The organism is Nonomuraea sp. NPDC001636, assembly GCF_040298265.1.
Lineage (GTDB): Bacteria > Actinomycetota > Actinomycetes > Streptosporangiales > Streptosporangiaceae > Nonomuraea.
In genome coordinates, this window is the sequence record NZ_JBEOZT010000007.1 from 117,077 (window position 1) to 143,418 (window position 26,342).

Annotated in this window: 28 protein-coding genes; 14 read left to right on the plus strand and 14 right to left on the minus strand. The window is 74.8% G+C overall.

Features of this window, described 5'->3' with window-relative positions:
• Nucleotides 1-63 precede the first annotated feature (63 nt).
• From menC to ABT158_RS16310, 5 genes are all read right to left on the minus strand, one after another.
• Nucleotides 64-1,173: an o-succinylbenzoate synthase gene (menC, locus tag ABT158_RS16290; protein ID WP_352353883.1), complete on the minus strand. Its 1,110-nt coding sequence runs from the start codon at nucleotides 1,171-1,173 to the stop codon at nucleotides 64-66.
• On the minus strand, nucleotides 1,170-2,057 hold the full coding sequence (locus ABT158_RS16295; RefSeq protein WP_352353885.1) for a GNAT family N-acetyltransferase: 888 nt from the start codon (nucleotides 2,055-2,057) through the stop codon (nucleotides 1,170-1,172). Before ABT158_RS16295 ends, menC begins: the two co-directional genes overlap by 4 nt.
• 113 nt (nucleotides 2,058-2,170) lie before the next feature.
• Nucleotides 2,171-3,298 carry a M20 family metallopeptidase gene (locus ABT158_RS16300; RefSeq protein WP_352353887.1) on the minus strand — a complete coding sequence of 376 codons (1,128 nt, stop codon included), beginning with the start codon at nucleotides 3,296-3,298 and terminating at the stop codon, nucleotides 2,171-2,173.
• Between the two features lie 114 nt (nucleotides 3,299-3,412).
• Nucleotides 3,413-4,075, minus strand: coding sequence for a potassium channel family protein (locus ABT158_RS16305; RefSeq protein WP_352326306.1), 663 nt, complete (start codon nucleotides 4,073-4,075; stop codon nucleotides 3,413-3,415).
• Nucleotides 4,068-5,426 carry a TrkH family potassium uptake protein gene (locus tag ABT158_RS16310; RefSeq protein ID WP_352353889.1) on the minus strand — a complete coding sequence of 453 codons (1,359 nt, stop codon included), beginning with the start codon at nucleotides 5,424-5,426 and terminating at the stop codon, nucleotides 4,068-4,070. The genes ABT158_RS16305 and ABT158_RS16310 overlap by 8 nt, the downstream gene beginning before the upstream one ends.
• Before the next feature lie 237 nt (nucleotides 5,427-5,663).
• Between ABT158_RS16310 and ABT158_RS16315 the strand changes: the two genes are divergently transcribed.
• Both ABT158_RS16315 and ABT158_RS16320 read left to right on the plus strand, forming a co-directional pair.
• Nucleotides 5,664-7,259 (plus strand): PP2C family protein-serine/threonine phosphatase, encoded by a 1,596-nt coding sequence (locus ABT158_RS16315; RefSeq protein WP_352353891.1) that lies wholly within the window; start codon nucleotides 5,664-5,666, stop codon nucleotides 7,257-7,259.
• Entirely contained in the window at nucleotides 7,256-8,317 is a 1,062-nt protein-coding gene (locus ABT158_RS16320; protein WP_352353893.1) for a cobalamin B12-binding domain-containing protein, read from the plus strand. Before ABT158_RS16315 ends, ABT158_RS16320 begins: the two co-directional genes overlap by 4 nt.
• A gap of 13 nt (nucleotides 8,318-8,330) precedes the next feature.
• Here the strand turns inward: ABT158_RS16320 and ABT158_RS16325 are convergent, their stop codons facing one another.
• Nucleotides 8,331-8,948 carry a 4a-hydroxytetrahydrobiopterin dehydratase gene (locus ABT158_RS16325; RefSeq protein WP_352354268.1) on the minus strand — a complete coding sequence of 206 codons (618 nt, stop codon included), beginning with the start codon at nucleotides 8,946-8,948 and terminating at the stop codon, nucleotides 8,331-8,333.
• Nucleotides 8,949-9,085: 137 nt separating this feature from the next.
• Here ABT158_RS16325 and ABT158_RS16330 point away from each other — a divergent pair, with 137 nt between their 5' ends.
• Together ABT158_RS16330 and ABT158_RS16335 are read left to right on the plus strand one after the other, a co-directional pair.
• A complete protein-coding gene (locus ABT158_RS16330) occupies nucleotides 9,086-9,232 on the plus strand; it encodes a hypothetical protein (RefSeq protein ID WP_352353895.1) in 147 nt (48 codons plus the stop codon).
• A complete protein-coding gene (locus ABT158_RS16335) occupies nucleotides 9,229-9,528 on the plus strand; it encodes a hypothetical protein (RefSeq protein ID WP_352353897.1) in 300 nt (99 codons plus the stop codon). Before ABT158_RS16330 ends, ABT158_RS16335 begins: the two co-directional genes overlap by 4 nt.
• 25 nt (nucleotides 9,529-9,553) lie before the next feature.
• Here ABT158_RS16335 and ABT158_RS16340 read toward each other — a convergent pair whose 3' ends face one another.
• Together ABT158_RS16340 and ABT158_RS16345 are read right to left on the minus strand one after the other, a co-directional pair.
• Nucleotides 9,554-10,015, minus strand: a complete 462-nt coding sequence (locus ABT158_RS16340; RefSeq protein ID WP_352353899.1) for a VOC family protein — start codon at nucleotides 10,013-10,015, stop codon at nucleotides 9,554-9,556.
• A 74-nt stretch (nucleotides 10,016-10,089) separates the two neighbouring features.
• Nucleotides 10,090-10,995 carry a LysR family transcriptional regulator gene (locus tag ABT158_RS16345; RefSeq protein ID WP_352353901.1) on the minus strand — a complete coding sequence of 302 codons (906 nt, stop codon included), beginning with the start codon at nucleotides 10,993-10,995 and terminating at the stop codon, nucleotides 10,090-10,092.
• 72 nt (nucleotides 10,996-11,067) lie between these two features.
• On the opposite strand from ABT158_RS16345, the gene ABT158_RS16350 reads away from it, so the two are divergent.
• The 4 genes from ABT158_RS16350 (at nucleotide 11,068) to ABT158_RS16365 (ending at nucleotide 14,808) form a co-directional block, all read left to right on the plus strand.
• Nucleotides 11,068-12,015, plus strand: a complete 948-nt coding sequence (locus tag ABT158_RS16350; RefSeq protein WP_352353903.1) for an NAD-dependent epimerase/dehydratase family protein — start codon at nucleotides 11,068-11,070, stop codon at nucleotides 12,013-12,015.
• A gap of 6 nt (nucleotides 12,016-12,021) precedes the next feature.
• Nucleotides 12,022-12,894, plus strand: coding sequence for an aldo/keto reductase (locus tag ABT158_RS16355; RefSeq protein WP_352353905.1), 873 nt, complete (start codon nucleotides 12,022-12,024; stop codon nucleotides 12,892-12,894).
• Between the two features lie 60 nt (nucleotides 12,895-12,954).
• Nucleotides 12,955-13,998, plus strand: a complete 1,044-nt coding sequence (locus ABT158_RS16360; protein WP_352353907.1) for a helix-turn-helix transcriptional regulator — start codon at nucleotides 12,955-12,957, stop codon at nucleotides 13,996-13,998.
• An 87-nt stretch (nucleotides 13,999-14,085) separates the two neighbouring features.
• The gene (locus ABT158_RS16365; protein ID WP_352353909.1) at nucleotides 14,086-14,808 is read left to right on the plus strand and encodes a beta/gamma crystallin family protein; all 723 of its coding nucleotides are present in this window, start codon (nucleotides 14,086-14,088) and stop codon (nucleotides 14,806-14,808) included.
• Nucleotides 14,809-14,879: 71 nt separating this feature from the next.
• Here ABT158_RS16365 and ABT158_RS16370 read toward each other — a convergent pair whose 3' ends face one another.
• Both ABT158_RS16370 and ABT158_RS16375 read right to left on the minus strand, forming a co-directional pair.
• On the minus strand, nucleotides 14,880-16,229 hold the full coding sequence (locus ABT158_RS16370) for a S8 family peptidase (protein WP_352353911.1): 1,350 nt from the start codon (nucleotides 16,227-16,229) through the stop codon (nucleotides 14,880-14,882).
• A 204-nt stretch (nucleotides 16,230-16,433) separates the two neighbouring features.
• Complete coding sequence (locus ABT158_RS16375) at nucleotides 16,434-17,288, minus strand: EamA family transporter (RefSeq protein WP_352353913.1); 855 nt, start codon at nucleotides 17,286-17,288, stop codon at nucleotides 16,434-16,436.
• A 232-nt stretch (nucleotides 17,289-17,520) separates the two neighbouring features.
• Here ABT158_RS16375 and ABT158_RS16380 point away from each other — a divergent pair, with 232 nt between their 5' ends.
• Together ABT158_RS16380 and lexA are read left to right on the plus strand one after the other, a co-directional pair.
• Entirely contained in the window at nucleotides 17,521-18,342 is an 822-nt protein-coding gene (locus ABT158_RS16380; protein WP_352353915.1) for a CPBP family intramembrane glutamic endopeptidase, read from the plus strand.
• On the plus strand, nucleotides 18,339-18,998 hold the full coding sequence (gene lexA / locus ABT158_RS16385) for a transcriptional repressor LexA (protein WP_352353917.1): 660 nt from the start codon (nucleotides 18,339-18,341) through the stop codon (nucleotides 18,996-18,998). The genes ABT158_RS16380 and lexA overlap by 4 nt, the downstream gene beginning before the upstream one ends.
• 39 nt (nucleotides 18,999-19,037) lie before the next feature.
• On the opposite strand, the gene ABT158_RS16390 is transcribed toward lexA, so the two are convergent.
• On the minus strand, nucleotides 19,038-19,652 hold the full coding sequence (locus ABT158_RS16390) for a peptide deformylase (RefSeq protein WP_352353919.1): 615 nt from the start codon (nucleotides 19,650-19,652) through the stop codon (nucleotides 19,038-19,040).
• Between the two features lie 164 nt (nucleotides 19,653-19,816).
• Here ABT158_RS16390 and ABT158_RS16395 point away from each other — a divergent pair, with 164 nt between their 5' ends.
• From ABT158_RS16395 to ABT158_RS16410, 4 genes are all read left to right on the plus strand, one after another.
• A complete protein-coding gene (locus ABT158_RS16395; protein ID WP_352353921.1) occupies nucleotides 19,817-20,773 on the plus strand; it encodes a hypothetical protein in 957 nt (318 codons plus the stop codon).
• 155 nt (nucleotides 20,774-20,928) lie between these two features.
• Complete coding sequence (locus ABT158_RS16400) at nucleotides 20,929-21,975, plus strand: methyltransferase (protein ID WP_352353923.1); 1,047 nt, start codon at nucleotides 20,929-20,931, stop codon at nucleotides 21,973-21,975.
• Between the two features lie 68 nt (nucleotides 21,976-22,043).
• Complete coding sequence (locus ABT158_RS16405; protein ID WP_352353925.1) at nucleotides 22,044-22,883, plus strand: GNAT family N-acetyltransferase; 840 nt, start codon at nucleotides 22,044-22,046, stop codon at nucleotides 22,881-22,883.
• A gap of 141 nt (nucleotides 22,884-23,024) precedes the next feature.
• Nucleotides 23,025-23,501 (plus strand): PepSY domain-containing protein, encoded by a 477-nt coding sequence (locus tag ABT158_RS16410; protein WP_352353927.1) that lies wholly within the window; start codon nucleotides 23,025-23,027, stop codon nucleotides 23,499-23,501.
• Nucleotides 23,502-23,612: 111 nt separating this feature from the next.
• On the opposite strand, the gene ABT158_RS16415 is transcribed toward ABT158_RS16410, so the two are convergent.
• Genes ABT158_RS16415 through ABT158_RS16425 form a run of 3 tightly spaced genes read right to left on the minus strand, consistent with a single transcriptional unit; the run spans nucleotide 23,613 to nucleotide 26,211 of the window.
• Entirely contained in the window at nucleotides 23,613-24,224 is a 612-nt protein-coding gene (locus ABT158_RS16415; RefSeq protein ID WP_352353929.1) for a class I SAM-dependent methyltransferase, read from the minus strand.
• The gene (locus tag ABT158_RS16420) at nucleotides 24,221-24,835 is read right to left on the minus strand and encodes a TIGR04282 family arsenosugar biosynthesis glycosyltransferase (protein WP_352353931.1); all 615 of its coding nucleotides are present in this window, start codon (nucleotides 24,833-24,835) and stop codon (nucleotides 24,221-24,223) included. Before ABT158_RS16420 ends, ABT158_RS16415 begins: the two co-directional genes overlap by 4 nt.
• Before the next feature lie 41 nt (nucleotides 24,836-24,876).
• Nucleotides 24,877-26,211: a glycosyltransferase 87 family protein gene (locus tag ABT158_RS16425; protein ID WP_352353933.1), complete on the minus strand. Its 1,335-nt coding sequence runs from the start codon at nucleotides 26,209-26,211 to the stop codon at nucleotides 24,877-24,879.
• Nucleotides 26,212-26,342: the final 131 nt, after the last annotated feature.

A 26,342-nucleotide genomic window follows, 5' to 3' on the forward strand; every position in this document is an offset into this window, starting at 1 on the left:
GGCACGTCGTTCATCCTGGACGACGAAATGCCCCCGGCCGATCTGTCGGAACGGACCAACAGATCAGGACGGCAGCGGCACCCACGTCGTCGCGACGGTGACCTCCTCCAGCACCTCCGGGATCGGGGCGACGCCGATCCCCGGGCCGGTCGGCACGGCGAGGTGGCCGTCCTCCAGGCGGAACGGCGGCGTCAGGTCGGTCCGGTAGTAGCGGTCGGAGGCCGAGGTGTCGCCGGGCAGCAGGAACCCGGGCAGCGCGGCGAGCGCCACGTTGGCGGCCCGGCCCACGCCGGTCTCCAGCATGCCGCCGCACCACACCGGGACGTCGTGCGCGGCGCACACGTCGTGGATGCGCCGGGCCTCCAGATGGCCGCCGACCCGGCCCGGCTTGATGTTGACCACCTGGCAGGCCCCGAGCGCGATCGCGTCGGCGGCGGCGCGGGCCGACACGATCGACTCGTCCAGGCAGATCGGCGTCGTGATCCGCGCGGCCAGGCGGGCGTGCCCCAGCAGGTCGTCCTGCGCGAACGGCTGCTCGATCAGCAGCAGGCCGAAGGGGTCCAGCCCGGCCAGGTACCGGGCGTCGCCGCGCCCGTACGCGGTGTTGGCGTCCACCTGGAGCGGGACGTCGCCGAACCGCTCGCGCACGGCCCGGACCGGCTCGACGTCCCAGCCGGGCTCGATCTTCAGCTTGATCCGCAGGTAGCCCGCGTCCAGGTACTCGGCGACGGCGTCCAGCAGCGCCGGGATCGACCCGGTGATGCCCACCGACACCCCGCACGGCACGCTGGCGCGCACCGCCCCGAGCGCGTGGGCCAGCGGGACGCCGCGGGCGCGCAGGTCCGCGTCCAGGACGGCCGTCTCCAGCGCGGCCTTGGCCATCCGGTGCCCCTTGAACGCCGCCAGCGCCGGGGCGACCTTGTGCGCGTCCAGGTCCGCCACGCCGGCCAGCGCCGGGACCAGGAACCGGGTCAGCACGTCGGCGGCGGCGTCGGTGTACTCCGAGGAGTACAGGGGCGCCGTGCCCGCGCCGCACTCGCCCCAGCCCTCGGCCTCGCCGGTGACGACCCGCACCAGCACCGCCCGCCGTACCGTCTCGGTGCCGAACGACGTGCGGAACGGCGTCACGAGCGGCATCTCGACCGTGCGGACCTCCACACCGGTGATCTTCACTCCGTCTCCTGTCTGTCCACGATGTACCAGCCTGTCCGGTCGAAGCCGCGTACCCGGCCGCCCTGTTCGAGCAGCTCGCCCAGCACGTCCCGCAGCGCCCTGCGCCAGTCGGCGGCGCGGGCCGGGTCGCTCTCGCGCATCGCCTCGACGTCGCCCGGCACGCCGACCAGGACGGTGGCCGCGCCGGCGTACCGGACCAGCGGCCCGCCCGCCGCCGACGCCTCCAGCGCCACGGCCGCGCCCGCCGCCCTGGCCGCCGCCGCGTCCGCCACGGCCGGACGGCCCGCGCAGGCCGCCTCGACGGCGGGCGTCTCCAGCCGCCAGCGGACCAGGACGCGGTCGGTGGCGTCGGCGCGGTTGATGTCGTCGTCCATGGGGCCGTAGAAGTCCGGCAGGTACTCGGCCGGGTCGGCGCCCAGCTTGGCCAGGTTGAAGTAGGCGTTGCGGCGTACCAGCGGGTCGTAGGTCCAGCAGATCTCGCCGACGCCGCGCAGCATCGCCCAGGCCCGCTGGTGCAGCTTCATGGCGAACCCGACGTTGCGGCCCTGCATGCCGGCCAGCACGCCGGCGATGTGACTGTGCAGGGCGGCGCGCGCCGGCGGGGAGAAGAAGCCGAAGCAGGCGCCCACCATCCGGTCGCCGTCGAAGGCGCCGCTCACGTAACTGCCCGCCTTCGACAACGCGCGCAACATGTCGGCCGTCACCGGGGGGTTGTTCTCGCCGGTGCGCCAGATGTGCTCGTACAGGCGGCGGACGGCTTCCAGCTCGCCGACGCTGTCCAGCGGGCGGATGTCGACGCCCGCGCCGTCGGCGGCGGCCTGCGCCGCGGCGCACGCGGCCTCGACGGGCCGGGAGTCGCGACGGTCACGGATGAGATCGGTCACGCCGGTCATGGTCGCAGCCGCCTCCGTCCCGTAGCTGGTCGGCGAGCACCGGGCGGCGGCTTCCGGTTCGTCCGCCCGGACAACAGCGTCCGGGGGCCTCTTGTGCGGGGCGGTCATCGCGCTGTGGTCAGCAGGTCGGCGACCAGGGCCGTCAGCAGCCGGGTGCGGCCCGGCAGCTCCGCGACCAGCACGTGCTCGTCGTCGGCGTGCGCGCCGCCGCCGACCGCGCCCAGGCCGTCCAGGGTGGGGGTGCCCGTCCCGGCGGTGAAGTTGCCGTCCGAGGCCCCGCCCACGGCGACCGAGGTCAGCGGGCCGATACCGAGGGTGCCGGCGAGCCGGCACGCCCGCTCGAACAGCTCCTTCGACGCCGACGCCGGGAGCGGCGGCCGGTTCGGCCCGCCGCCGACCGTGACGCCCGCGCCGGGCAGCACCGGCCGCAGCCCGCGCATCGCCGCGTCCACCCGGTCCTGCTCGCGGGCGTCCCTGACCCGTACGTCCACCTCGAAGCGGGCCCGCGCGGGCACCGTGTTGACCGTGGTGCCCGACTCCAGGCGGGTCGGGGTGACGGTCGTGCCCAGCGCGGGATCGGCCAGCGCCGCCACGGCCGCGACCTGGTGGGTCACCTCGACCGTCGCGTTCACGCCGCGTTCCGGCTCCAGCCCGGCGTGCGCGGCCCGGCCCCGCACCAGCACCTCGTACCGGGAGACGCCCTTCCGCTCGGTCTTGAGCGCCCCGCCGGGACCGGCGGCCTCCAGGACCAGCGCCGCCGCGCAGCCGCGCGCCTCGTCCTCGACCAGCCGCCGCGAGGTGGGGGACCCGGGCTCCTCGTCGCCGGTGACCAGGACGGTCACGCCGTCCAGGTCGTCCAGCGCCGCCAGCGCGTGGAAGGCCATCACCAGCCCGGCCTTCATGTCGAAGCAGCCCGGCCCGCGCAGCACCCCGTCGCGCACCTCGAACGGGTGCCGCTCCAGCGAGCCGACCGGCCACACCGTGTCGTGGTGGCCGAGCAGCAGCACCCGGGGCTCGCCGCCGAACCGCCACCGCACGTGGGTGCGCCCGTCGATGACGACGCGCTCCGCCTCGGCCCCCAGGTGGGCGGCGCCCAGCTCGGCCACGGCCGTGCCGCTGCGGGCGACCGCGGCCAGGTCGCCGGACGGCGACTCGCAGCGTACGAGCCGCTCGATGTCGGCGATCATCGCGGCCTCGCGGGCCCGGTCGGACGGGGTACGGCGTGGTGTCATGGTGGCTGCCTCCGGTCGGACGGACCGCCCATCATCGTCAACCACGACCCGGACGGGCCTGTCGCCCCGGCCAACATCGGCCCGCCCCGTTGGGCCCCGCCGACGACCGCCGGACTACGTGAGGTCGGCGAAGCGTTCGACGTCCTCGGTGCGGCCGGAGACGATGATCACGTCGCCGTACCCCAGCTCGGTGTCGGAACCGGCGTAGGTGAACTCCTCCTCCGCGCTCTTGACCGCCACCACGGTGACGCCGTGCTTGCGGCGCAGGTTGGACCGGCCGAGCGGGACCCCGATGTACTCCTTGGGCGGCCGGGTCTTGGCCATCGCGAAGTTCTCGTCCACCTGCATGAAGTCCAGCATCCGGCCGGTCACCATGTGGGCCACCCGCTCGCCCATGTCGTGCTCGGGGAAGACGACGTGATGGGCGCCGATGCGCCCGAGGATCCGGCCGTGCTGGCGGCTGACGGCCTTGGCCCAGATGTCGTCGATCTCCAGCTCGATCAGCAGCGACGTGGTCAGGATGCTGGCCTCCAGGTCGCCGCCGATGGCCACCACCGCCCGGTAGAAGTCGGGCACGCCGAGCTGGCGCAGCGTCTCCAGGTCGGTGGAGTCGGCGGTGGCGATGTGGGTGATCTGCCCGGCCAGGCTCTGGGCGACCTTCGGCCGGTTGTCGATGGCCAGGACCTCGGTGCCGCGCCGGGTGAGCTCCAGGGCGAGCGAGGTGCCGAAGCGGCCCAGGCCGATGACCACGACGGGGTCTGTCTTCTTGTCAGCCAACGATGACACGTTCCTCGGGTAGTTCGTAGCGACGGGTGCGCTCCTTCAGGGCGAGCGCGGAACCCAGCGTGAGCGGGCCGATGCGGCCGATGAACATCAGCGCCGCCAGCAGCAGGTGCCCGGCGGGCGTGGCGTCGGCGGTGATGCCGGTGGACAGCCCGTTCGTGCCGAACGCCGAGACCACCTCGAACAGCACCTGGTCCAGGCTGTGGGGCGTGATGGCGAGCAGCAGGTAGGTGGAGACGGCGACCAGCACGACGCCGATCATGGTGATCGAGATGACCTGGCGCTGCGCGGACTCGGCCAGGCGCCGGTGTCCGATGTTCACCCGGGGCTCGCCCCGCAGCTCGGCCCAGATGATGAACGCCAGCAGCCCGAACGTGGTGACCTTGATGCCGCCCGCCGTGCCGGCGCTGCCGCCGCCGATGAACATCAGCAGGTCGGTGGCGAGCAGGCTGCTCGGGTAGAGCTGGCCGATGTCGAGGCTGTTGAACCCGCCCGAGCGCGGCATGACCCCGGTGAAGAACGCGGCCAGCAGCTTGCCGGAGTCGTCGAGCCCGCCGAGCGTCCTGGGGTTGCGCCACTCGGTCACCAGGAAGACCAGCGTCCCCACCGCGAGCAGGACGAGCGTCACCCCGACGGTGACCCGGGTGAGCACCGACCAGCGGCTGGGCCGGCGCCAGGCGCGGGCCAGCTCGAACACCACCGGGAAGCCCAGCCCGCCCACGATCACCGCGAACGCGATCGGCAGGCAGATCCACGCGTCGGTGACGAACCGCATCAGATTGTCCGGCCACAGCGCGAACCCGGCGTTGTTGAACGCCGACACCGCGTGGAACCAGCCCAGGTACATCGCCCGGCCCAGCGGCTCGCCGTAGCCCGTGACGAAGCGCGCGGTGAGGACGGCGCCGACGATCAGCTCGGAGACGAGGCTGAAGACGACCACGTTGCGCACCACGCGCCGGACGTCGGACATGCTCAGCGTCTTGGTCTCGGCCTGGGCGAACATGCGGGCGCGCAGCCCCAGCCGGCCCGCGACCAGGACGGTGAACAGCGTCGCCATCGTCATGATGCCCAGCCCGCCCACCTGGGCCAGCATGGCGATCACCACCTCCCCGGCCACCGACCAGTGGGTGGCGGTGTCCACCACGACCAGGCCGGTCACGCAGGCCGCGGACGTCGCGGTGAACAGCGCGGTCAGCCAGCCGGCCGACTCGCCCGTGGTCGTGGCCAAGGGCGAGGTCAGCAGGGCCGTGCCGGTCAGGATGAGGGCCGCGAACCCGGTCGCGATGACCTGCGCCGGATGGTGGAACCGGGACAGGAAGGCGCCCGTCAGCCGCAGGCTTCTCATGGCGCGCCCCCGCCGTGCGCGGCCGGGCGGGGGACATGGTGTGAGGCGAGCACGATCAGACGGTAGACCACCCGGCCACCGCTCGGGCACACGCGTCCGGAGACGGGGGCCGGGAGGGTGCGCCGAAGGTCACGCGGCTAAAAATGCGACAAAGACGATTCGGCGTCGGGAAAGCCGTGCAGGTCACGTCAGTAGAGTGAAAATCTCGTAGGTGTTCACGAACGGGGCGCGATCGGCATGCTGGGGGAGGACACGCCGTACCCGATGCTGGTCGCCGACGCGTCGGGCGCCGTCGAGCGGGCCAACGCCGCCGCCCGGTCCCTGCTGGGCGACGCGACGCGGATCGCGCCGGACTGGCTGGCCCGCGCCCACCATGACCTGTGCGCCCGCCTGGCCGCGTCGCCCGACGCCGGGAGCCTGCCCGAGCCCGCGCGGGGGCCGGTCGGGGAGCGGATGTTCGAGGCCCATCCCGTGCGCGCCGGGCGCGACCGCGTCACCTGGTGGCTGGTCGACGTCACCGCGCGGGAGCAGGCCATGGAGGCGCTGCGGGCCGAGCGGGACTCGGCCGCGTCCATGGTGGCGGCGGCCACCGAGCTGCTGTCCTCGCTCAACCTCGACCGCTGCCTGGAGGCGGTCGCCCGCCTGGCCGTGCGGCACCTCGCCCACGCCGCCCGGGCCGTCGTGCCGCTGGGCCCGCGCCGGTACGAGGTCGCCTACCACGAGGCCGGCGGCGAGGCCGTGCGCCGGAACCTGGACATCGACCCGCGCTCCATGCCGGGGCTGGCCGAGGCGCTGCGGGCCTTCCCGCCGGTGCCCGCCCGCTGGGTGGACCCCGGGCAGGCGCCCGACTGGGTGCTGGCCGAGGGGCGGGACGACACGCGTTCCGTGGTGGTGATCTCGCTCCCCGGCTACGGCCTGCCCGCCGGCGCGCTGATCCTGCTGCGCTCCTCGGCCGGCTTCACCGCGGCCGAGGAGGTGTTCGCCCGGCTGTTCGTGGCGCGGGCCGGCACCGCGATCTCCATCGCCCGCGTGTACGCCGAGCAGGGGGCCATCGCCGAGACGCTGATGGCCGACCTGCTGCCGCCGATGACGCCGTACCTCGACGTCGCCGACGTCGCGGCCCGCTACCGGGCGGCGGGCCACGGCGCGCTGGTCGGCGGCGACTTCTACGACGTGCACCCGGTCGCCGGATCGGGCGGCGCGGCGCTGGTGGTGCTCGGCGACGTCTCCGGCAAGGGGCTGGAGGCCGCCGTGCTGACCGGCAAGATCCGCAACACGCTGCGCGCCCTGCTGCCGCTGGCCGACGACCACCAGCGCGTGCTGGAACGGCTCAACGAGGTGCTGCTCGCCGAGTCCAGCCCGCGTTACGTCACGCTGGTGCTGGCCGGGGTCGAGCGCCGCGGCCCCCGGCTGGAGCTGCGGCTGACCAGCGCCGGCCATCCGCCGCCGATGATCGTCCGCAACGACGGCCGGGTGGAGGACGCCCGCACCCGCGGCACCCTGATCGGCCTGCTCGACCAGATCACCAGCGTCACCCAGACGGTGCTCCTGGACCCCGGCGAGACGTGCCTGCTCTACAGCGACGGCGTCATCGAGGCCAGGGGCGGCCCGCTGGGCGACGAGATGTTCGGCGACGACCGGCTGCGCGAGGAGCTGCGGCAGTGCGCCGGCATGCCGGCCGCCGCGCTGGCCGAACGCGTCCAGATGCTCGCCTCCCAGTGGGCGGGCGAGCGGGAGCGCGACGACATCGCCATCGTCGCCATCGGCGCGCCGCGCGACACCCCCGACACCCCCGACGCCCCCGACGTCCCGGACGGAGGTCTTCCGGCGTGAGCGCCTCCGGCCCGCGGGACGAGATCGAGCGCTGCGTCGAGGCGCTGCGGACGGCGGCGACGTCCGGCGACGAGTACGCCGCGATCGACGCCGCGCGGGCCGGTCTCGACGCCGGCGTGCCCCTGGAGACCATGCTCCTGGACGTCGTCGCCGTCGCGCAGGCCCGCGTGGGCCTGGACTGGGCGGCCAACCGGCTCACCGTCGCCCAGGAGCACACGGCGACCGCCGTCCACGAGCGGGTGCTGGCCGTGCTGGCCCACGAGCCAGGGGCGCGCGGCCACCGTACCGGCCCGGCCAGGGGGCGGGTGAGCGTGGCGTGCGTGGACGGCGAGTGGCACACCTTCCCGGCCCGGCTGCTGGCCGAGGTGCTCCGGCTGCGCGGCTGGCAGGTGGACTACCTGGGCGCGCACGTACCGACCGCGCACCTGGTCGTGCACGTGCACAGGACCGCCCCGGCCGCGGTCGCGCTGTCCGGGTCGATCGCCACCCGGCTGCCCGCCGCGCACGCGGCCATCAGCGCCTGCCAGGCGGCGGGCGCGCCCGTGCTCGTCGGCGGCGCCGCCTTCGGGCCCGACGGCCGCTACGCCCGTCTGCTCGGGGCCGACGCCTGGGCGCCCGACGCGCGGGCCGCCGCCGACCTGCTCGACGCCGGGCCGCCGCCGCGCCGGGCCGCGACCGGGCTGAGCCCCGGACGGCCGCCGCACCTGGCCGGCCCCGAGTACACGGCGCTCACCGACCGGGCCGCCGAGCTGGTCAGGGGCGTCATGCAGGAGCTGGACGAGCACGTGCCCGTCACCGCGGGCCAGGAGCCCACCGGCCACACCGCCGAGGACGTCGCCTACGTCGTCGACTACCTCAAGGCCGCCGCCTACGTCGACGACCCCGGCCTGTTCACGTCCTTCGTCACCTGGATGGCGTACGTGCTGGCGGCGCGCGGCGTGCCGGCCCGGGTGCTGACCGTCACGCTGGACGCCCTGGCCACCCGCCTGGCCGGCCTGCCGCGCACCCGCGAGCTGCTCGCCAGGGCACGGGCCGGCCTGCCCGACGGGCCCCGCTGACCGCCGCCGCAGCTCAGTCGCGCTCCTGCCAGGTGCACAGGCAGACGTGGTTGCCCTCGGGGTCGGCCAGCACCCAGAACCGCGGCGCCCCGTCGGTGTGCACCAGCCGCCCGCCCGCCGCGAGCGCCGCGTCGATCCGGGGCTGGACCTGCGCGGGCTCCACCCACACGTCGAGGTGCCAGCGCTGGCGGGGCTCCTCGTCGCCGGACGGCTGGAACCACACGCCGGGCAGCGCGCCGGCCGGATCCTGCAACTCGCCCCGGTCGTCGGCGGGCACCGCCAGCACCGCCGCCCAGAACGGCCGGACCGTGTCCCGCGCGGGCGTGTCGAGGCCGAGTTCGAGCACCGAGACGGACGCCGGGTCGAGGCGCACCCCGGCGTCGGCGGCGAGCGTCGTCACCGCGCGCGCCAGCCGCAGGTCGCGCCCGGTGACGCCGCCCGTGTCGTGACTGGACAGCCGGACGTCGACATGGGTGTAGCGCAGGTCGAGGTCGGGATGGTGGTCCATCTCCTCGGCCACCGCGCCGATCGCGTCGACGAGTGCGAGCCCGGCCGCGAACGTGCCGGTGTGGAGGCGGGTGTGCAGGCTGCCGAGCAGGTACGCCCACCCCGCCGGCCCCTCGTGTGCGATCTACGCTCCGGTCAGCTTGGCCATGCGGCCATTCTCGCAGCACTCACCTTCCGCCTTCCCCACGCGTGACTGAGGTGAGCGCAACCAGATCCGTCAGGCGACAGACAGCCTGCGCATGCTCGGCTACCGTCCGCAGTATGGCGTACGACGACGAGCAGGAAGAGCGTCCCGTGTGCGGTGTCTGCATGGGGGCCGGCGGGGAGTGGATCGACCAGAACGGCGACTCGAAGAAGCAGTCCACATGGATGTCGTGCAAGTCCTGCAGCGGGACCGGCCGTAAGTGACGGACCCGATCACCTGCCCCGAATGCCAGGGCCGCCGCGGCGTGCAGCTCGGCGAGCTGTTCCTTTCCTGCACGTTCTGCGGCGGCCTCGGCCAGGTGGGCGGCGAGAACGAGCCCGCCGAGCGCGGCACGGAACCGCCCACGGACGGGCCGCCGCCGGCCTGGCAGCACAACGTATGGTCTGACCCGTGGATCGCCGAGACGCTGAAATGCCGCTTCTGCCTCGGCTCGAAGAAGGTGACCCACATCGAAGCGGGCACGCTGGTCATCGTGCCGTGCAGGTGTGCCGACGACTGATTCCTCGGCCGGACGTCCTGGGTGGTCAGTCGAGGCAGAACTCGTTGCCCTCGGGGTCGGTCATCACGATGTGGCCGGCGGCGAACGGCGGCTCGGGCTCGTGTCGCCGCACCCGCGTCGCGCCCAGCCCGGCCAGCCGCTCGCACTCGGCCTCCAGCGCCGCCATGCGCTCCGCGCCGTGCAGCCCAGGAGCCGCCCGGACGTCGAGGTGCACGCGGTTCTTGGCGGCCTTGCCCTCCGGCACCCGCTGGAAGAACACCCGGGGGCCCCGGCCGTCGGGGTCCTCGATGGCCGACCGCGTGTCGCGCTCCTCCTCGGGGACGCCCATCCCGGCCAGGAAGTCGTCCCAGGCGGCCAGCGGGTCGGCGCCCTGCGGCAGCTCGACCCCGGGCGGGCCGGGGTGGACGTAGCCCAGCGCGTCACGCCAGAACGTCGACAGCGCCTTCGGGTCGTGGGCGTCGAAGGTGATCTGGACATGGCGGCTCATACGAATCACTCCGTTCGGTGCGGGAAGAGGTTCCCGGGGACACTGTGACATCACCGGCGGACAGGATCGGTCCGCTACCGTCCCAGTGCCGCGGCCTCCTCGCGCAGCCAGTCGACCAGCGTCGGCACCAGCGGGTGGTCGCGCCGCAGAGCGGTGGCGATCCCGAGGTAGCGGGCCGGGCGCGGCGGGTTCAGCGGCACGACGGCCAGGCCGGGCGTGTCGCGCGCCAGGCAGATGGACGGCACCAGGCTGACGCCCAGCCCGGCCGCCGTCAGCGCCTGCGCCAGGTGGTAGTCGGTGGTGGAGCCGCTGACCCGCAGCTCGAACCCGGCCGCGGCGGCGTACCCGCGCAGGAACGCCTCGGTCTTGGAGCAGCCGATCACCCACGGCTGCTCGGCCAGCTCGCTCAGGTCCAGCGACGCCCGGCCGGCCAGCGGATGGGCGGCCGGCAGCGCCACCGACAGCGGGTCCTCGGCCAGCGGCGTCCAGGCCAGCCCCGTGCGGTCGCCGGGCAGCACCGGCAGCGGCCCGTCGAAGTGGTAGGCGATCGCCAGGTCCGCCTCGCCGCGCCGGACCAGCGGCAGGCTGTCCTCCGGCTCCCGCTCGACCACGTTCGTCGCGACGTCGGGATGGGCGGCGACGAACCGCGCCAGCACGCCGGGCAGCAGCGCGCGGCCGCCGCTGGTGAAGGTGGCCACGGTCAGCCGCCGGCGCCCCGAGGCCAGCTCGTCGATCCGCTCCCGGGCGTGCCGCAGCTCGGCCGCGATCGTCTCGGCCGTCTCCACCAGCAGCCGGCCCGGCTCGGTGAGGACCACGCCGCGGGTGCTGCGGGTGACGACCGGGGTGCCGAGCTGCCGTTCCAGCGCGGCGATCTGCTGCGAGACGGCGGACGGCGTGAGCAGCATCGCGGCCGCCGCCCGGTTGAAGCTGCCGTGCGCGGCCACCTCCCGCAGCACCCTGAGCCGGTGGGCGTCGATCAACAGTTCTCCTTAACACGAGGCCAGCAAGTCACCACTACCACTGCTGACCTCGTCCGGGCCAGTCTTGGCCGCATGCGACACTTCTGCGTCATCGGCGGCAACCGCTACTTCGGCCGCCGCCTGATCCGCCTGCTGCTGGCCGGCGGCGACCGCGTGACCGTGGTCAACCGGGGCTCGGCCGCGCCGCCGCCCGGGGCCGAGCACGTCGTCGCCGACCGGGCGGACGCGACGGCGCTCGCCCGCGCACTGGACGGCCGGGCCTTCGACGCCGTCGTGGACCAGGTCTGCTACACGCCCGCGCACGCCGACGTCGCCCGCCGGGTCTTCGCCGGCCGCACCGCCCGCTACGTGATGACCTCCACCATGGAGGTCTACGACCCGGCCACCTCGCCGTCGCTGCTGCCCCCGGCCACGGCCCCGGTCCGCGAGGAGACGGTCGAGGCCGCGTCCTGGCCGGTGGACCGCGGGCTGCCGTGGGGATCGCCGGACGCCGTGTCCCGGCTGCTCGGCGAGGCGGCCGCGTACGCGGAGGGCAAACGCCAGGCCGAGGCCGTGTTCGCCCGGGACCCGGCCTTCCCGTTCCTCGCCGTGCGCAGCGCCCACGTGCTCGGCGGCGGGGACGCCGACTTCACCGGACGGCTGCGCCACTACGTGGACCGCGTACGCGCCGGGCTGCCGGTCGCCGTGCACCGCGACCCGGCCCCCACGTCGTTCGTCCACCACGCGGAGATCGCCGCGTTCCTGCACTGGGCGGCGACGGGCACCGACGTCACCGGCGCGCTCAACGCCGCCTCCCGCGACACGCTGACCGTCACCGGCTTGTGCGCGGCCGTCGCCGCCGCGACCGGCTCGCCGGCGCCCGTCCACCGCGTGGTGACCGGCGGCGAGCCCGCCTCGCCGTTCTCCTTCGACCGCTCCTACGCCATCGACGCGGGCCGGGCCGCCGCGCTCGGCTTCACGTTCACCGATGTCGCGGCCTGGCTGCCGCGGGCCGTCGCCGACCTCCTCCCGGAAGGCTGACCGACCATGATCACCCGTCGCATCGGAACCGCCGAGGTCGGCGCCGTCGGCCTGGGCGCCATGCCGCTGTCCGTCGAGGGCCGTCCGGACCGCGCCCGCGCGATCGCCACCGTGCACGCCGCCCTCGACGCGGGCCTCACCCTGATCGACACGGCCGACTCCTACCACTGGCACGCCGGCGAGCGCGGCCACAACGAGGAGCTCGTCGCCGAGGCCCTGGCCACCTGGTCCGGCGACGCCTCCGGCGTGCTGGTCGCCACGAAGGGCGGGCGCGGCCGTCCCGGCGACGGCTCCTGGACGGTCGACGGCCGTCCCGACCGCCTCAGGGCCGCCTGCGAGGGCTCCCTGCGCCGCCTGCGCGTCGAGGCGATCGGCCTCTACCAGCTGCACAAGCCCGACCCGGACGTCCCGTGGGCGGAGTCGGTGGGCGCGCTGCGCGACCTCCTCGACGCGGGCCTCATCCGCGCGGCCGGCGTCTCCAACGTGACCTGCGAGCAGATCCACCAGGCCAGGGCCGTCCTCGGCGACTCCCTGGTCTCGGTGCAGAACCGCTACAGCCCTCAGCACCGGGAGAGCCTGCCCGAGCTGCGGCTGTGCGACCGCCTCGGCATCGCCTTCCTGCCGTGGAGCCCGCTCGGCGGCATCGCCCGCAGCGCCCTGGACGGTCCCGGCGCCGCCCCGCCCCGCACCCCCTTCCACGAGGTGGCCGAGGAACGCGGCCGCACCCCGCAGCAGGTCTGCCTGGCCTGGCACCTGGCCCACTCCGAGCACGTCGTCCCCATCCCGGGCGCCACCCGGCCGGAGTCGGTGCGGGCGTCGGCGGAGGCGACGGCCCTGACGCTGACCGAGGACGAGCTGCGGCGGCTGAATGTGACCTGACGTAGCCGAACGACTACCCCGTGCTTGCCGAGTGGGGATGCGGCGTGCTGACCTGGCCGCGTGAGCTCATGCCAGGACCGCGTGGTCCACGAGGTGCGCACCCTGATGGACCGGGGCGTCGCGGCCGAGCACGTCGGCGCCGCCATGTCCGCCGCCATCGCCCCGCTGCTGCCGCACGACGCGCTGAGGCTGGTCGGCACCAGCCCGGCGACCGGGCTCGGGCAGGGCTCGTTCAGCTTCTGGCACCGCTACGAACGCGAACTGGCCCTCTCCCTGCTCGCCCACCGCCGCGCCCACGGCGACCCGTGCCGGCCCGCGTCACTGGCCCGGCTGCGGGTGCCGGTCGCGGTGGCCGGCGCCGAGGAGGGGGCGCGGCGGGCGTTCGCGGCCTGCGGCGCCTCCTGCGAGCTGCGGCTGCTGCTGCGTGACGGGCGCGGCGGCGTGTGGGGCCTGCTCGGGCTGGTCCGCGCCTGCGACGCCGCGCCGTTCACCGAGGACGACCGGCGCCGGGCCGCGCTGCTCGCCCCCGCCCTGATGACCGCGCTGCGCAGGTACGTCACCGCCGCCCCGCTCGCCCCCACCGTGCCCGCCCTGCCCGCCGGGGTGATCGTCGTCGGCCCCGACCGCGGCGTCCGCGCCGTGACGCCGCAGGCCCGGGCGTGGCTCGACCGGCTGCGCCGCCCCGACCGGCACGACGCGCACGCCTGGCTGGCCGACACGTTCGTCACGGCCCTGGCCGCCGACGCCGCCGAGCACGCGCGCGGCACGGACGCCGGCCGGCCGATCATCTGCGCCCCGGCGGCCCGGTACGGCCGCTGGCTCGCCGTCGAGGGCCAGACCATGGACGGGGACGGCACGGGCGAGGTGGCCGTGGTGATCCAGGCGGCGACCGGCGGCCTGCTGCTGCCCTCGTTCTGCGACTGGTACGCCCTCACCCCGCGCGAACGCGGCGTCCTGGACCTGCTGTGCGCCGGAGCCGCGCCGAAGCAGATCGCCCGGCTGCTCGACCTGTCCGGACACACCGTGCACGACCACCTCAAAGCGATCTTCCGCAAGACCGGCGCGAGCGGCCGGGACGAGCTCATGGCAGCCTTCACCGCCTGACCGCCATCCCCAACACCGGGGGGCTGCCCGCGCCGCCGCCCCACCCGACCATGAGGGAGTACGCAGCGCTACCAAGGGGAGGCACCCGTGACCCAGATCTCAACCCCCGCCCGTCGCCAGGTCGAGCGCTTCCTGGACTTCTCCGACCACGTCGGGGGCCTGGAGGAGGCCGACGTGCTGGCCCTCCTGCGCGACCACGACATCACCACGCTGGAGCAGCTCGTCGCCAAGGCGGTCAGGGCGCCGCGCTCGGCGGGGCCCGTGCCGGCGGACCCCGCCAGGGCACTGGCCCGGCCCCGGGCCGCCGCCGCGCTCGCCGCCGCGCCCCTCACCCACCCCGCGCCCGCCATGGCGGTGGTCGTGGACGGCGTCGAGCACGACCCGGCGGACCTGACCCGGTTCGACGGCCGCCCGCTGACCTACCTCTACCACCCCGAGCGCCTGACGGCGGTCACCGACGACACCGCGGTCAACGGCGCGCTGTGGGCCGCGGCGCTGCTGCGCGACCCGCGCCCGGCCACGCGGGGCGAGGTGCAGATGTTCGAGCACGTCGAGTACGCCGGCGACTGGTTCTGGTGCCCGGCCCGCCAGGCGTACAACGACCTGACCGACGTCCACCACGGCCCGCTGCACCTGCACGACTGGAACGACGTCATCAGCTCCATGGGCGGCACGAACTGCACGGTCCGCTACTACGAGCACATCAACTTCGGCGGCAGCTCACTCATCGTGCCGCCCTTCTCCGACATCCCGAACCTCGTCCCCAGCGGGTGGAACGACCGGATCTCCTCGGTCTGGAACCACGGCTGACCCTTCGTCCACCGGCCCTCCCCGGCGGACGGCGGCGCCGCGTACCCGCGGGTGCGCGGCGCCGTCGCGGTTCAGGCGGCCCGGGTGCGGTGCGAGCGGAGCGCGGCCAGGACGCCTGCGGGATTGACGATGCCGTAGCCGTAGTCGTGGTCGAAGCCGACCGTGCTGCGGTCCTCGGCGGTGCGGTTGAGCAGCGTGCGAAGCTGCGCGGGCGACAACTTGGTGGACGGGTGGCGGGTGCGCAGGGCGGCGATGACGCCGGCCACCACGGGGCAGGAGGTGGAGGTGCCGGTGTCGGGCGTGCCGGGGCCGCTGGCCTCGGAGCCGGCGTAGTGGGTGTAGGCGGCCAGGTCGGGCTTGTGGTCGCCCAGCCGGGCAGGCCCCTGCGAGGAGTAGCCGACGCGCTCGCCGCGGGTGTCGACCCCGGCCACCGTGACCACCTTCGGATGGCCGTTGCCGCCCACGATGTCGGTGAACCCGCAGCTCGCCGCCGGGCAGTCGCGCCCGCAGTTGCCCGCCGCGAACACGATGTCGGCCCCGGCGTGCTCCAGGCTGGAGATCATGACGTTGAACGGGTGCATCGGGTTGTCGGAGTAGTTGCCGGGGTGGCCGGGCGGGAAGTCCTGCTGCGGGTTGTACAGGCCCCAGCTGTTGCTGACGACCAGCGAGCGGGACTCGGCCGGCATGGCCTCCAGGAGCCCGCGCAGGTGGGTGTAGGCGGCCACGGCGTCGGACAGCATGCCCTCGACCGTGCCCTTCCTGCTCTGCAGGACGGCGATGTCGAGCAGCGTCGAGCGCGGGGCGGCGAGCTGGGTGTTGAAGGCGCACAGGCTGCCGTGCTCCACCGGGTAGCGCCCCGGCGTGGGCGTGACGCCGGGCGGGGCCCAGCTGTGCCCGGCGTCGAGGGTGACCTGGCGGCCGAGCTTGGTGCTCACGTGGTCGGCGTTGACGCCGCCGTCCACGACCGCCAGGTTGACGCCGTGCCCGTCGTAGCCGGCCGCGCGCAGGTCGGAGGCGTGCAGCAGCCGTTCGACGTCGTGCCAGTCGCCGACCGGGCCGGTGTCGGCGCAGGTCAGGTTGGGATGGATGGACGGGTCGGCGAACACGCCGACGACCTCGCGTACGGACGACGACAACAACGCCAGCCTGGCCGGCAGGTCGTCGTCGGGCAGCTCGCCGCGCACGAGCACGCTGGCGTGCTCGGCCGACAGGGAGAAGCCCAGCGGCCGGTTGAGCGACGACAGCAGGCCGCCTGATGGCGAGGCGGGCAGCGCGCGCGGCAGGGCCAGCGGGGCGAACGCCTGGTCCAGGACGATTCCCGGCAGGTCTCCTGCCACGTCGGCGACCGTGGCGGTCACGCCGGGGTCGAGGACGGCTTCGACGGTTTCACGGGCGGGGCGGAGCTGGATCAGGACACGCAAAGCTCCACCTCCTTCCTCGGGACGGGGATGGGACAGTCGTTGCTTCCCCTTGTAAATACCCGTTGTAGTGAATTAACTACTTACAGTAGTGTCAGCACTTCATTGCTCCCGAGGTCACCTCTTTGTCGCCGTCCGGCCCCGTCGTTGGGGATGGTCGTGTGCGGCGGGTCGCGGTCTGGGCGAGGAGCGCGCCGGACAGCACGATCACGCCGCCCGCGATCTGGAGCCCGCCCAGGCCCTCGCTGAGCACCCCCAGGCCGCCAGCGCCCCGCCGATGACCTCCAGCGACGCCACCGTGGCGCCCACGGCCGCCGACAACCGCCGCACCGCGTTCACCCCGAGGATGTAGGCCACCACGCTGGCGACCACCACCATCCACGCGAAGGCCACCGGAACGGGCAGCGTCAGGGCGCCGGGCGCGGGAGTGGCGGACGCCGTGAACGCCTCCCACCGCAGCGCCCACGGGCGGGCGACCGGGACCAGCGCCACGGCCGCGCCCGCCATGCCCCAGGCGACCAGCCCGAGCGGGTCGACGTCGTCCCCGAAGCTGTCGTTCATCAGGAAGTATCCGGCGGAGCAGGCCGCGGCCAGCAGGCCGAGGGCCAGGCCGAGCGCGTCCAGCCGCAGGTCGTGCCAGACCTCGGCGACGATCCCGAGGCCGGCCAGGGCGACGAGCGCCCCCGCGTAGGCCGCCCGGGGCAGCCGGACCTTCCGCACCAGCCGCACCCAGGCCGCCACCATGACCGGGGCCATGTAGACCAGCAGCAGGGCGACCCCCACGGGCAGGCGGGTGATCGCCGCGAAGTACAGCGACTGCACCCCGGCCACCGCCACGACCGCGTACAGCGCGAAGAACGGCCACCTGGCCCGCGGGATGCGCAGCGCCGCGGGCCGGACCACGGCCAGCACGCCCAGCAGCAGGAGCCCGGCCGCCGCCATCCGCGCCCACACGGCCTCGATCGGCGTCAGCCCGGCCGCGACGAGGTACTTGGCCATCGGCCCCGAGAACGCGAAACACGACGAGGACCCGAACGCGAGCGCGAGCCCCGCATACCTCATACCGCACCACCAGCGCCGTTGCAGTTGTCAGGAAAGCCATGACCCTGACACGCGCCCCGGCGCGGGCGCAACGCGATTACCGGCACTCAGCCGGTGGTCGTAGTCCCCGGGTGGCAGAGGCGGGGCGGGGATTCGGATCTTCGGCCGATGGGCGGCGGGAGCAGGCTCCTGAACACTCGGCGGGGCCCGCCGAACACTTGGCGGGGCCCGCCCCCCGGAGGAAGGTCCGTCCGTGTTCCGACAGCTCGACGACCGCGTCACGTCGATCGCCTACATCGTCCTCGTGCTCGCCGTCTCGGCGGCCACCGCGCGCGTCGCGGAGGGGCTCGTCCTGGCCCTGTCGCCGCTGCTCACCGTGCTGGTGCTGCTGTTCGTCGTCACCCGGGAGGGATACTCCAGGGACGGGCTGCGCCGCCTCGGCCTGGGCCGGGCCGGGCTGCGCGCCTGGCCGGCCGCCGTCGCCGCCACCGCCGGGGTGTGCCTGCTGGCCACGGCGGGCGCGGTCGTCCTGGGGTTCGGACGGTTCGCCGCGCCGCGGGGCGACTGGGCGCAGTCGGTGGCGGCCGTGCTCGTCACGGGGCCGATCCTGGCCTTCGCCGAGGAGATCGGCTGGCGGGGCTACCTGCAGCCCCGGCTCGCCTGGCTGGGGGAGCGCACATCCATGCTCGTCACCGGGGTGGTGTGGATCGCCTGGCATCTGCCGTACATCCTGTTCACGCCGTACTACCACGCCGAGGGGGCGCGGGCCGTCGTGCTGCCGCTGTTCGGCGGGTCGGTGATCGCGTTCTCGTTCCTCTTCGGGTACCTGCGGGTCATGTCCGGCAGCGTGTGGCCGGCCGTGCTGGCGCACTTCGCGCACAACGCGACGTTCGCCCTGCTGCTGGAGCACGCCGTCGTCACCGACCGGCCCGTGTGGGTGGCCGAGTACCTGGCCGGCGACACCGGGCTGCTCGTCCTGGCGGGCACGGCGGCCTGCGCCCTCGCGGCCGGGATCGCCCGTAACGCCGGAGGCCGCCACCGCTCCGGCCGGGCGGCCTCTAGCATTCCTCTGTGACCACCTACGACGACCATGACACGTTCGAGCACCTGAACGTCTCGGCCCTGCCGCAACGACAGCAGCGGATCCTGGCCACGATCCGCGACTGGGTGGTCAGACACGGATACCCGCCGAGCACCCGCGAGCTGGCCCAGGCGGTCGGGCTGCGCTCGTCCTCGTCGGTCTCGAAACACCTGAGGAGCCTGGAGGAGCAGGGCTTCCTCAGCCGCGGCGCGACGATGACCCGCCCGATCGACGTGCGCCTGTTCCTGCGGCCGCCGTCGGCCGAGCCGCCCGCCGAGCTGGTCAGCGTCCCCGTGGTCGGCGACATCGCCGCGGGCACGCCCATCCTCGCCGACGAGCACCTCGACGACACCCTGACCCTGCCCCGCGACCTCACCGGCCGCGGCACCGTGTTCGGCCTGCGGGTGCGCGGCGACTCCATGGTCGACGCGGCCATCTGCGACGGCGACATCGTGGTGGTGCGGCAGCAGCCCGAGGCGCACTCGGGGCAGATCGTCGCCGCCATGATCGACGGCGAGGCCACCGTGAAGGTCTACCGGCGGCGCGACGGGCACGTCCTGCTCGAACCGCGCAACAGCCGCTACGACGTCATCGACGGCGACCGGGCCGTGGTGCTCGGGATCGTGGTCTCGGTGATCCGCAGCGTGTGACCGGCAGCGTCTCACCCGGCGGCGTGTGACCCGGCGGCGTCAGGGGCGGGGGGTCAGGAGACGTTCGTGGTTGGCGGTGGTCGACAACGAGCGGAGGTCGGCGCGGTCGAGGTAGATCGTGCCGTTCAGGTGGTCGGTCTCGTGCTGGGCGATGCGGGCCGGCCAGCCGGACAGCTCCTTCTCGTACGGGCGGCCGTCCCCGTCGAGGGCCGACAGCCGTACCCGCGCGTGCCTGGGCACGACGGCGGTCAGCCCCTCCACGCTGAGACACCCCTCGTAGAAGGCCCGGAAGCCGGGGCCGAGGGGCGTCACGACGGGGTTGACCAGCTCCAGCGGCGGCTGCGGAACGCGTTCGCGCTCGGCGGCCAGGTCGGGCGGCAGCTCGGCCGGGTCCTCGATGACCGCCAGCGCCAGCGGGATGCCGACCTGCGGCGCGGCCAGGCCCACCCCCACGCCCGGCAGGTGCCGGAACATCGCGTCGAGCAGCTCGCGCAGGAGGGCGTCGGAGAGCTGGCCGTCGTACGGCTCGGCGGTCCGGCGCAGCACGGGGTCGCCGATCTGGGTGACCGACCAGGGCCTGGGGGAGGCGAGCAGGGCGTGCACCCGCTCGGTCAGCTCCTCGGCGCTCGGGCCGGTGCCGTTCAGGGGGCTCATGGGGGTCCTTCCGCTCGACGTCGCTCGCTCAGCAGACGGTAGAGCATGCGCGGTGACCCGGTTTCGGCGGGTAAAGAGGGCTAGAAACATTCATAGAGTAGTTGATCCACTGCAATGGGTAATGATCGCTGCGGATGATCACGTAACGTCGCAGGGAGACACCCATGTGCAAGAGAACGATCGCCGTCCTCGGCCTGGCCGCAACGGGGCTGCTGACGGCGGCGGGCCCGGCGGCGGGTCCGGCGGCGGCCGAGGACGGCAGCAGGGCCGCCGCTCCGTGCGCCGCCGCCCGGCTGGAGATCACCGGCGGGCCCTCGGTCACGGCGGGCGCGCTGCTCGACACCTCGGCCGTGCGGACGTTCCTGCAGGGGCTCGTCCGCCCGGCGGACCGGCCCGGGGCGCTCCCGCGTTCGGCGGACGCGTCGTTCGCCGAGGCCGCCGAGTTCCCCGGCGTGCTCGACGCCTTCCTGCTCGACGTCGAGCGGGAGATCGGGGTGAGCAGGCCGGACAGCGGCACGGAGGAGGCCCGGCTGACCGCGGCGGACGGCGACACACTGGCCCGGCGGATCCTGGAACCGCTCGTCGCCGCCGCCCTGGACTGCGCCCCGTCCACCACCTCCTCGGCCGCCGACACGCCGGACACTGACACGTCGGCCACCGGCACGTCGGACATCGGCGCGTCTTCCACCGATACGTCTTCCACCGACACGTCTTCCACCGGCACGTCGGACGTCGGTGCGTCGGACACCGGCTGGGCGGAGACCGGGCTGCCGGACGCCGGCTCGTCGGCCGAGGCGGAGCCGGCGTCCCTGCTGGACGCCGCAGGCGCCACGGCGGTGCTCGAAGCGCTGGTCAACCGGCCCGAGACGTGCGTCACCGACGGCACCTCGACCGTCCGCGCCGGCGACGACGGCATGTCGGTCACGAGCTCGTCGTCCCGGGTGTCGCTGCTCGACGCGCTCGGCGTCAGAAGGACGCTGGACATGCTGACCGGCCGGCCCTCGGCGGCCTGCCCCGCTGCCGACGCGCCCCTGTCGGCGGCGACCACCGAGCAGGACCGGCCGAGGTCGCTCCTGGGCGGCCTCGGTCTCGGAGCCCTGTTCTCCAGGCTCCTGGGCTGACGCCCCGGAGGCGCCCCCGCGCCGGGGTGCGCGCGGGACGGGCCGGGGTTTGCGCGCGGGACCTACTGGGCTTTTCGTGCGGGACCGGACGGGGCCGGGATCGCGTGGTAGGTTGCGGGCGAGCCTTGATCCTTTGGGAGAAGGGGGTTGCGTCCGTGACAGGCACCGGCGACGAGACCGTCCAACCGACGGCGTGGCAGGCGGCGTGGGAGGTGCTGGCCCCCGTCACGGACCTGGTCACCCCGATGGCCGTGCGCGTCGCGGCCACCCTGCGCCTGACCGATCTGATGGGCGGCGACGAGCTGCCCGTCGAGGAGCTGGCCCGCCGGTCGGGCGCCGACGCCGACGCCCTGGGCCGGCTGCTGCGCCACCTCTCCTGCCACGGCGTCTACGCCGAACGGGAGCCCGGCGTGTTCGCGGTCAACGAGCCCGCCGCGCTGCTGGCCTCCGGCCACCCCTCCATGATGCGCGACCGGCTCGACCTCGACGGCTTCGGCGGGCAGATGGACGTCGCGTTCACCGGCCTGCTGCACACCGTCCGCACGGGGCGGCCCGCGTGGGAGAGCATCCACGGCGCCCCGATCTGGCACCATCTCGCCGCCCATCAGCAGGTCGGCGAGTCGTTCGACGCACTGATGGCCGCCGGCGCCGACGACCTCACCGACGCGGCCGAGGGGTACGACTGGTCCGGCGTACGGCACGTGGTCGACGTCGGCGGCGGCACCGGCGCGCTGATCGCCGAGATGCTGAGCGCCCACCCGGGGCTGCGGGCCACGCTCGTCGACCTGCCGGACACGCTGGAGCGGGGCCGCCGGTACCTGACCGGGCTCGGGCTGGACGGGCGGTGCGCGTTCGCCGGCCAGAGCTTCTTCGAACCGCTGCCTCCGGGCGGCGACGTCTACGTGCTCAGACGCGTGATCCACGACTGGGACGACGCCGACGCCGAGCGCGTCCTGCGGCGCTGCGCCGACGCGGCCGGGCCGCACGGCCGGGTCGTGGTGATCGAGTCGCGGGGCGGCGCCGACGACGACCCGGCCATGTTCGCCGAGATGGACCTGCGCATGCTCGTGATCAGCGGCGGCCGCGAGCGCACCGTCGCCGACTACGCCGCGCTCGCCGACGCGTCCGGGCTCGACGTGGCCGGGGTACGTCACACGCCGCTCGGCAACGTCGTCCTCGACTGCGTCCCCCGAAGCGGCTGACCGGGCTCTCCTCCGGCGCGGCCCCGCGTGGTGACATACTCGATCACCCGCACGCGAAGGAGACCACGGTGACCGTCGAATGGGCCGCGCTGTCCGCCACGGACCTGCCGGCGATCGCCGGGCTGGCCGCCAGGTGCGCGGCGCGCGACGGCGGGCTCCCGGCCACCGCGTCGCCCTCCTTCCTGGAACGCCGGTACGTCACGGGCACCGCGGTGGGCGCGTTCACGGAGGGGCTGCTGGTGGCCTGCGGGGCCGTGCGGCCGATGGGCGAGACGTCGGCGGCGACCGGCCTGGTCGACCCCGGCCATCGCGGACGGGGGCTGGGGTCGGGCCTGCTCGACCGGCTGGCCGCCGAGCCCGGGAAGGTGCGGCTGGAGACCGAGTCGCTGACCCCGCAGGCGCACGAGCTCTTCCTGGCGCGCGGCTTCCGCCAGGCGTTCGCCGAGGACGTCTTCCGGCGCGACCTGACCCGGCCGCTGCCGGACGTCCCGCTGCCGGCGCAAGTGACGGTCGAGGAGTGGTCGCCCCTCACCGAAGGGGCCTTCCACCAGGCGTACTCCGCATCCTTCGCGGACCGTCCGGGGTTTCCCGGGTGGACGCGGGAGCAGTGGGTGGACTGGCTGGTCGATGACGAGTTCCTGCCGGGGTGCTCGCTGGTGGCGTTCGAAGGAGACGTCGCCGTCGGCTTCGTGACGTGCGCGGAGGAGTTCCTGATCCAGGTCGGGGCCGTGCCCGGGTGGCGGCGGCGCGGGCTCGCGCGGGCGCTCGCCGTCGCGGCGCTCGGCCGGATGCGCGAGAGCGGCGCCGGCCAGGTCTTCCTGGACGTCAACGTCAACAACCCGGCCTCGGCCGCGCTCTTCGGCGGTCTCGGGTTCGAGAAGATCGCCCGTCGCGCCCGTTACGAGTAGGTCCGTCGGGGTTGCAGGGGCCGTTCGGCGTCTTAACCGGACGTTAGGGTTCCCGCAGTTCGTCGCTATCGTCCCGGCGGCCACTCTGGGAGGCGTCAGGACGACGACCGAACGACGGAGTGATTCCGCATGCGCAAGCCTATGATCATTGCTGGACTGGCCACGGCCGGCGTGCTCGCCGCCGGCGTCGGCACCGCCTTCGCCACCACCTCCACCCCCACCGCTGCCGCCACGTCCGCCCCGGCTCCGGCGGTCTCGCAGGAGCAGGCCGAGAAGACGGCGCTGGAGAAGGTGCCGGGCGGCAAGGTCACCTCGGCCGAGCTGGAGAACGAGGACGCCGGCCAGGTCTGGGAGATCGACATCGACGCCGCCGACGGCACCGAGCGCGAGATCACCGTGGACGCCGCCAAGGGCACCGTCCTCGCCGACGAGACCGACGACGAGACCGACGACGAGGCGGACGACCACGGTGACGACCAGGCCGACGACCGCTCGGGCGACGGCACGGCCGCCCAGAAGCCCGACCAGAAGACCGACCAGACCGCCAAGTCCGACGACGACGCCGACGACCACGGCAAAGCCGGCAGCGACGACGACGCCGACGCCGACGACGACTGACCGACGCCGTCCGGCCAGCCCGACCGGACGCCGATCCATGCGTGCCGTGGGCGCGGCCCGGCGCGGGATGTCGTTGCTGGCGGGCCGTGGGCGGCGGCGGCTGGCTGGAGGTTAGTGCAGGTGGGCCAGCCAGCGGCCGTGTGTCGGCCGGCAGTGGGCGGTGGTGAATCCCGCGTTCGCGGCCAGGCGTTCGATGTCGGCCGCCGAGACGGTCGCCCAGCCGAACCAGTCCCCGGCGCGCGCGCCCACGCGCAGCCGTACCCGGTCGACCCGGCTGCGCGTCCAGGGCGGCGCGAGCTCGGCCAGGACGGTGCCGCCCGGCCGTACGAGCTGCCGGACCCGCCGTAGCAGCGCCGCGGGGTCGCCGCCGATGCCGATGTTGCCGTCGGCGAGCAGCGCCGTCGCCCACTGGCCGGTGCCGGGGACGTCGTCGAAGACGTCCCGCAGGAGGGCGAACCCGCCCGCCCGGCGGGTCAGGGCGACGGCGTGCGGCGTGACGTCGATGCCGAGCGAGGCGACGCCGCGCCGGGTCAGCGCCGCCGTGAGCCGGCCGGGGCCGGAGCCGATGTCCAGCGTGGGGCTGCGGCAGCGGCTCAGGATCTCCTCGTCGCCGTCGATCGGCGCCGACCAGCGCGCGGCCGCCAGCTCGGCGCGGGTGCCGTCCAGGTACTCGATCTCGGCGCGCGCACCCGCGAGCGCGGCCGCATAGATCTCCCCGATCACCGGTGCAGCGTTCTGAGGGTGGTGGCGAAGCAGGAGGTGGGGGACTGGTGGGCCACTTCGGTCGCGGCTGCGGCGGTGTCGACGTCGATCAGTTCGGGCAGGTGGTGGACGGTCAGCCCGGCGCGGACGAGCCGGTCGAGCTGGACCTTGCCCGTCTCCGGGTGCGACATGGGCACCCCGAGGAGCAGTGCCGGGTCCGGCCGCCGCAGCCCCAGCAGCCAGAAGCCGCCGTCGGCCGCCGGGCCGTACACCGCGTCGTGGTCCGCCAGCGCCTCCCCGGCCGCGCGCAGCAGCTCGGGCGTGACCTGCGGGGTGTCCATGCCGATGAGCACGACGGGCCCGGGCCGCAGCCGGTGGGCGTCGGCGAAGGCCGCCGCGAGGCGCTCGTCCAGGCCGTTGCCGCGTTGCGGGATGACCACGAAGCCGGGGGGCAGCCAGCGGCCCGGCAGGCCGTCCAGAGCGAGGACGCGCTGGGCGGCGGGGGTCGCGGCGACGGCGCGCAGGCTGTCGCGGAGCGCGGCCTCGGCCAGCGCGGCGGCCTCGGCCGGACTGTACGGGGGCGTCAGCCGGGTCTTGACGCGCCCGGCCACGGGCTCCTTGGCGATGAGCACGATCTGCGGCAGGTGCCCGAACGTGGGACGGCTCAGCTTCCTCAGTCCTTCCGTGCCGATGACAGCAGGTGATCGCCGCGGGACCGCCGTACGGCCCAGCCGGCCAGCACGGCGAGGGCGGCCACGGCGTACGCGGGGGTGCCGGGTGTGCCCGGGGCCGCCGGGCCGGCGGTGTAGGCGACCGCGCCGGCCAGGGCGACGCCCAGCCACTCCCACCGCCCGTCCAGCGCGGCCAGGGCGACGACGAGCAGCGCGTACCAGGAGTAGCCGGGGGTGAACAGCAGCAGGAGGGAGCCGCTGACCAGCAGCGCGCCACGCCAGGGCCGGTCGGCGTCGCCGTACCGCAGGACGGCCAGGACGACCAGGCCGAGCAGCGCGACCGCGGCCCAGGGCGCCCACCCGTCCGGCACGAGCAGCCGCAGGACGGCGTAACGGTTCCCGCCGCCGGGCCCGTCGTAGCGCTCCTCCTCGAGGTAACCGGGCAGGTAGCCCGCCACCGAGGCGCCCGAGACCAGCACGTACGGCAGGTAGGACAGCGCGATCACCAGCCCGGCGGGGACGACGACGCCGAGCACCCGCCGCCAGGGGACACCTCCACCCGGGCCCCCGGACAGCACCCCGGACAGCGCGCCGGGCAGCGCGGTCACGGGCAGCAGCTTGGCCGCCACGGCCGCGCCGAGCAGCGCGCCGCGCCCCCGCACGGCGGCGAAGGCCAGCACCACCAGCAGCACGCCCAGCACGTCGACGTGCGCGTTGTTCACCGCCTCCACCGGTACGGCCGGGCACCACGCCCAGTACGCCGCCCGCCGAACCCCCGCCGCCCGGCACAGGATCGCCAGCACGGCCACGGCCGCCGCGAAGCCGCCGAGCTGGAGCGCCTTGTGCCGCACCCCGTCCGGCGACAGCCAGTGGACCAGCAGGAAGTAGCCCTGCGCGACCGGCGGATAGATCGTCGGCTCGGTGGGGCGGTTGATCCGGGTGCAGCCGCCGCCGGGCAGGGGCCACAGGGCCGGGGCGTCGCAGTCGGCCGGGAAGAGCCAGTCGTCGCGCAGCCGGACGAGCGCCGGGTCGGCCGGCGGGTGGTCGTAGGGCGAGATGCCGGCGGCCTGCACCCGGCCGTCCCAGGCGTACCGGAAGGAGTCGGTGCTGCTGCTCGGCGGGGCGGCCAGGCCGGTCGCGGCGAGCGCGATCCCGCCGGCCAGGACCAGGACGGCCGTCCGCCGCTCCGGCAGCCGGGCGGCCTGCCACAGCGCGGCCGCGAACAGCGCCCAGGCCGCCAGGTACCAACCCAAATGGGGCGGGCCCGTCACCAGCCGCAGCACCACGGCCGCCAGGGCGGCGAACGTCCCGGCGGCCGCCGTCGTGTTCCGGTTCACGGCGGCAGCCTCGCATCCGGAGGCCGGTCCGGGGCCGTCGCGGCGGTGCACGTTCGCCGTTCGTAAGAACCCTTACGAACCGCGAACGCGGCTTCGGCCCGCCCGGCCCGGCGGCTACCGTCGGCGGCGTG